This window comes from Candidatus Margulisiibacteriota bacterium, assembly GCA_031268855.1.
Lineage (GTDB): Bacteria > Margulisbacteria > Termititenacia > Termititenacales > Termititenacaceae > Termititenax.
Map to the genome: position 1 here is coordinate 1 of JAIRWS010000120.1, position 5,705 is coordinate 5,705.

The following is a 5,705-nucleotide window of genomic DNA, read 5'->3' on the forward strand; positions in this document are numbered from 1 at the left end:
ATGCTCTTCATAAGTATTAGAAAAAACCGAAGTCCCGTCGCCTCTGGCAAAAAAATACAAGTACGTGGTCTTTGGCGTGTCCACGATCGCGTCAATCGCGTTTAATCCCGGCGAACAGATCGGGCTTGGCGGCAGATCATAATTTTTGTAAGTATTGTACGGCGATTTGATCTCCAGATCTTTGTACAGCACTTCTTTCTTGCGCGGATTGCCGAGAGCGTATTTGATCGTCGGGCAGGAGCCGAGATGCATGCGGATGCGCAGGCGGTTGTAGTAAACGCCGGCAATGAGCGGCATCTCCGCTTTAAACACCGCTTCTTTTTCCACGATCGAGGCCAGTGTCAGCAGCTCGTGAATATTGTAGGCGCCGGCCGCTTCCCGCAGACGCGGATAGATTTTTTTCTCAAAACGCCCCAGCATAAAATCCAGCACGGCCTGCGGCGTAGTGTCTTCGGCAAAAATATACGTATCGGGATACAGATAGCCCTCGAAAAAAACCGCGCCGGTCAATTTATTGTCCACGAGAAAAGGATAGCGTTCGCGCCAGTACTGCGGATCATACGCGGCAAAATAATCCGCGAAAACTTTCTTACCGGCCACGCCGGCTTTATCCAGCGCCGCGACTATTTCCTGCAGAGAATATCCTTCAGGGATCACCACCTGTTTTGACGAAGTCAAACTCAAACCATGCCGTTCGCCCAGTGTTTCCATAATTCTTTTCAGCGGCAGGCGCGGCGAAAGAACAAACTCGCCGGCATGCAACCTGCGATCATAACGCCCCAAACGCACAGCCAGCCGGGTGTTAAATTTATTCCGTACCAGACCATTGGCGTGTAGCGCGGCCACGACATCCTGCGCCGTGCTATTCCTCGGCACTTTGAGCAAAAAAGCGCGCCGCGAAAAACTATTATCCGCGCCTAAAAAAACCGTCGACCAGAGCGTTAACAGCAGCACCGCCGGCAGTACATAACGGTAAAATACCTGGCGCAGAAACCGGCGGTTTTTGCGCAGATAACTATTTGCTTTATTTAAATATTTTTTAAATTTACTCCGCACTTTGTGCCCTCAAATAATCTTCCAGCAAAATACAGGCCGCCAGTGAATCAACTTTTGTCCGGCGTTCTTTGACGGACAGCCCGTATTGTAACATCATCTTGTGCGCTTCCGCAGTGGACAAACGTTCGTCGTAAAACTCGACCGGCAAATGCAACGCCGCCAGTTCTGCCGCAAATTTACGCACGTTTTGCGCGGCAATTTCCTCACGGCCGGAGAGAGCCAGCGGCAGGCCTAAAATTATTTTTTGAATATTTCTAGCCTGGATAATCTGCCGCAGCTTTTTTATTTTTTCCGAATTGTTCTCGATAAATTCCAGCGGCGTGATCAGACCAAGCTGATTACTGGCCGCCAGACCGATCCTTTTACTACCATAATCGACAGCCAGAAAATTGGTCATTTCGACTCCGCTCAATGACCGACCAGTTCAACGGCTGCCCGCAAAGCCGCCGCAAGACCGTCAGGGTTGGCGCCGCCGGCCTGCGCCAGATCGGGTTTACCGCCGCCACGTCCGGATACCAAAGGGGCAATTTCTTGAATGATCTTATTGGCGTTAAATTCCGGCGTTTGGTATTTCGGCGTGACCGCAGCCAGCAAAATCGCTTTGCCAGAATCCTCCGCGCCCAGCACGACCACACCTTCGCCCAGATAATTGCGCAGGCTGTCCGCCACAGCCGCGGCGGCGGCGCGGTCTGCCACTCCGATATTTACCGCGATGACCGGAATATTTTTGATCTCTTTTTTCTGCCGCGTGTATTCGCTAACTTTGGCCAGAGCCGCCTGCAGTTTTTGCTTCTCTAACTGTTTCTGCTCGTTTTTTAATTGCTCTTTTTTCTGTTCAATATTTTGACAGCCGGTTTGCAACTGCCTATCCAGCTCCGGCGGCGCGGCCTGCGCGTCAAAGGACATCTCTGGCAAACCCAGTTTGTTTAATTCCGTGTTCAGCCGGACGAATTCCTGCGCGTAATAAACAGCCACCGCGTCACCGGCCGCCGCTTCGATGCGCCGGATACCCGTGGATAGCGCCGACTCAGAAACCAATTTAAAAATTTTAAGGTCGCCGGTATTGGCCACATGCTGGCCGGCGCAAAATTCTCTGGAAAAATCGCCAATCGACACCACGCGCACAACCTCGCCGTATTTTTCGCCAAAAAGCGACATCGCGCCGCTGGCTCTGGCTTCCTGTATCGGCATTTCTTTGACGGCCAGCTCAATATTTTTCTTGATCTCCGCATTGACCAACGCTTCAACTTTTTGTTTTTCTTCCGGCGTTAGCGCTTGAAAATGATTGAAATCAAAACGCAGTTTCTCCGGCGCGACCAGCGAGCCAGCCTGCGTGGCGTGTTTGCCCAGCGTTTTTTGCAAAGCGGCGTGGAGTAAATGCGTAGCTGTGTGATGTCTGGCCATAGCCTGCCGCGCGGCCGTGTCGCCAGCCTCCAGCACGATCTCGCCACCGATGCCGCCTTTGCTGCCCAGACCAGCGGCGCGGGCTTTATCCCGCTGTTTCTGCATTTCCGCGGCAAAACCATCTAAATCAACCGCCAAACTTTGCTCTTCCGCCAGCACCGCCGTTAGATCAACCGGAAAACCGTAAGTGTCATAAAGTTTAAAAACTTCCGCGCCTGTTAAACTTGTCTGGCCGAACTTTTTGGCCTGCGCGGCGATCTCCTCAAACAACGCCAATCCACGGTCAAGAGTTTTATTGAAAGCCCGCTCCTCGGCCTGCAGGATTTTTTCCACATACTCGCGCTTGTCTTTGATCTCCGGAAAAGCAGACCCCATAGTTTCCGCCAGCACACCGACTATGCGGCAAAGGAACGGCTCGCGCAGTCCCAGCTTGCGGCCATAGCGCGCGGCGCGGCGCAAAATACGGCGCACCACATAGCCGCGTCCGTCATTGGCGGGCAAAACTCCATCAGCGATCGCAAAAGCCAGCATACGCAAATGATCGGCGATCACACGGTGCGGCATACCGCTCAAATCCGGCTGGTATTTTACTCCGGAAATTTGCTCCACTGCTTTGATCAAAGGAGTAAAAATATCCGTGTCGTAATTTGAAGAAACTTTTTGCAGAACAGCACAAATGCGCTCGAAGCCCATGCCGGTGTCGACATGCTTTTTCGGCAGATCGCTAAGCTGTCCATCCGCGCCGCGATCGTGCTGCATGAAAACTAAATTCCACAGCTCGATAAACCGCGCGCAGCCGCTATTCACGCCGCAAACATGGCCGGGCGTATCTTTTTTATCACAGCGGTCGGCGCCCAGATCGATGTGGATTTCCGAACAGGGGCCGCAGGGGCCGGTCTCGCCCATTTCCCAAAAATTTTCTTTGTCAAAAAAACTAATGTGCGCGGGATCAATATCGGTTTTTGTCCGCCAGATCTCCGCGGCCTCATTATCGGTAGTGTGCACTGTGGCGTACAGCTTATCTTTCGGCAATTTCCAGACCACAGTTAATAATTCCCAGGCCCACTGTATCGCCTCGGTCTTGTAATAATCGCCAAAAGACCAGTTGCCGAGCATTTCAAAAAAAGTATGATGATAGGTGTCTTTGCCGACTTCCTCGAGATCATTGTGTTTGCCGGACACGCGGATACATTTTTGGCTGTTGACCGCGCGCGTATACGGCCGGCTGCCGTTCCCCAAAAAAACATCCTTAAATTGATTCATGCCGGCGTTGGTGAAAAGCAAAGTCGCGTCGCCCACCGGCAACACCGGCGCGCTCGGCACAAAAATATGCCCTTTGCTCTCGAAAAATTTAAGGAATTGCGCGCGGATATCTTTGCTGTGCATAAGGCGATTATAAACTTTAAGCTTAAATTTGTAAAAAAATCCGGCGTTTTATATAATACCTGGCGTATGTCCGAACTGGTGCAGGCCAATCTTATTCTCGAAGGCGGCGCGCTGCGCGGGATTTTCACCGCAGGAGCGCTTGACGCGCTCGACGAAAAAAATATTCTGTTTGAATTTGTCATTGGCGTATCGGCCGGAGCCTGCATGGGTGTGTCCTACATCAGCCGGCAGCGCGGGCGCAACCGCGAGATCCTGCGGCGTTTCGGACGCGACCCGCGCTATTTCAGCCTGCGCAATCTTTTGCGTGAAGGCAATCTTTTTTCCGCCAAATTTGTTTACGAAGAAATTCCGCAAAAATTGATCCCTTTTGATTTTCAGACTTTTGAGCAAAGTCCGGCGCGTTTTATCGCGGTGGCCACGGACTGCGTGACTGGCCAGGCCGTGTATCTGCAGGACAAAGTCAACATGACTCCGGCCATCCGCGCCTCGGCCAGCATGCCTTTTATCAGCAAACCGGTCGAGCTGGGCAGCGGACGGTATCTGGACGGCGGCATTGCGGATTCCATACCGATCGAATACGCCATGCGGCAGGGACATGCCAAAAGCGTGGTTGTCCGTACCAGACCGAAAAGTTATCTAAAAAAAGAAAATCCGCATCTCCTGCCTCTGCTCAAAGCCGTGCTGCCGAATGATCCGCGGCTGGCTGAAGCGTTGAGCCGGCGTTCCGCCGTGTATAACCGCGAGCTGGCGCTGGTCGACCAACTGGAGGCCGAGGGCAAATGTCTGGCCGTGTATCCGCCGGAAAATCTCAAGGTCGGGCGTCTCGAACGCAATTGGGAAAAACTGGACAATTTTTATCAGGCCGGTTATCAGGCCGGACTGGAGCTAGCGCAAAAACTACCGGCGTTTTTAGCGCGGTAATTAAGAATGGAGAGTGCGCCTAAAAAACAGGCGCTCTATCCGCGGGATTGGGGAATTTTGGCTCGATGATTTTCCGCTCCGCCGCTTCAGTGATCTTCCGGTGAAATTCCCGCGCCGCATAGCCCAGCGCCAAAAGATCACGCCGGATATACCTGATGATCCGGCCTCTTCTGGCTGGCAGATTATCCCGCACAACATGGCGCGGACTCACAGGTAGCCTGGCATTATATTGCCTGCGCTCCAGCCGGTATGTTCTGTAATATTCCCTGTAGCTTTCTTCACTGTCGAGAACGCCGTTCTGAATTAAGTCCAGCCAGAATTGTATTCTGCGTGTCCGTCCCGCCGCCGTCAGCACGCTCGCTCCGGCCAAACGATTGGCATCGATCCGCCCGCCGGTATATATCAGCAGGTTTTCCAGCTCCGCGGAGTGGGACTTCAATATCTTTAGCCAAGCCTTGATCAAAGATTCAAGATACTTTTTGGTCAATCCATCAAGTATTCGCAAATATTCAGCGCAGGCCGGCCAATTCCGCGCGTCATTTTCCGCCAGTCCCCGCGCCACCACATTTTTCACCTCGGCGCAGGCGGCGTCATAGGCGGACAGGAGAGCCGTTCGTTCCTGTTCCGTCATAATTTTCGCCTCAGTCAGGCGCAGGATAAAACCCGCCGACTCTTCCAGAGCATACCATCTGGGATTTTCATTGATCTTTTGCGGGTTTGGATATTGACGGTTGTGCCGGTTGCGCTCTTTGTCAAAATCCGTCAGCGAATTTAACACAATATCCAGATAGCGCGTGTAAACAGACAGCCCTCTTTCAATATCTTTTCGGGTGACATTATTGTCTGCTATATATACGCGTCCATGCCGTTTTTCATTGCTCGCTCCAAATTTTTCCCGATCGTAAATATTGGTGTAGTCTTTCAGGTCTGCCTCGCGG

5 protein-coding genes are annotated in these 5,705 nt (G+C 52.4%); 1 reads left to right on the top strand and 4 read right to left on the bottom strand.

The features are described 5' to 3' along the window. The 3 genes from mltG to alaS form a co-directional block, all read right to left on the bottom strand. Positions 1-1,056 (bottom strand): endolytic transglycosylase MltG (gene mltG, locus LBJ25_07055; GenBank protein MDR1453710.1); only part of this gene is annotated, 1,056 nt, incomplete at its 3' end. Beyond that, positions 1,046-1,453, bottom strand: coding sequence for a Holliday junction resolvase RuvX (gene ruvX / locus LBJ25_07060; protein MDR1453711.1), 408 nt, complete (start codon positions 1,451-1,453; stop codon positions 1,046-1,048). The genes mltG and ruvX, both read right to left, overlap by 11 nt. Positions 1,454-1,464: 11 nt before the next feature. Continuing rightward, the gene (alaS, locus tag LBJ25_07065) at positions 1,465-3,846 is read right to left on the bottom strand and encodes an alanine--tRNA ligase (GenBank protein MDR1453712.1); all 2,382 of its coding nucleotides are present in this window, start codon (positions 3,844-3,846) and stop codon (positions 1,465-1,467) included. A 66-nt stretch (positions 3,847-3,912) separates the two neighbouring features. On the opposite strand from alaS, the gene LBJ25_07070 reads away from it, so the two are divergent. Continuing rightward, positions 3,913-4,767 (top strand): patatin family protein, encoded by an 855-nt coding sequence (locus LBJ25_07070; protein MDR1453713.1) that lies wholly within the window; start codon positions 3,913-3,915, stop codon positions 4,765-4,767. A 19-nt stretch (positions 4,768-4,786) separates the two neighbouring features. Here LBJ25_07070 and LBJ25_07075 read toward each other — a convergent pair. Further along, on the bottom strand, positions 4,787-5,705 hold a 919-nt coding region (locus LBJ25_07075; GenBank protein MDR1453714.1), incomplete at its 5' end, for a hypothetical protein.